The sequence below is a fragment of the Photobacterium sp. R1 genome, from assembly GCF_054600795.1.
The window spans coordinates 1-253 of the sequence record NZ_BAAHZP010000747.1 but is presented as its reverse complement, the minus strand read 5'-3'; the positions used below and the strand labels follow the sequence as shown (position 1 = coordinate 253).

1 pseudogene is annotated in these 253 nt (G+C 47.0%); it reads right to left on the bottom strand.

Going from position 1 to position 253, the window contains the following annotated elements:
- A pseudogene (locus ACYP03_RS27065) lies at positions 1 to 253 on the bottom strand (CDP-alcohol phosphatidyltransferase family protein); the annotation flags it as partial.

Here is a 253-nt window from a genome sequence, read left to right as displayed (position 1 = left end):
GATCCGGGTTGCAGTGGTCACCCAGCACAGTGATCCGAAAATCCATGCGATGATCGCAAAGTGCTCAGGCAACAGGCAGAAGAGCACAAAACACGCGATAGTTTCTGTTCCCTCTGTCAATCCTCCCAGATAAAACAATGATTTATGTTGATAATCCGGATTATCAATATTACGTTTGCCTGCCATGATGGCAAAAGCCAGAAAGCTGGAACCTGTGCCGACAAACGCGAAGATCAAAAATGCACCGGCAATC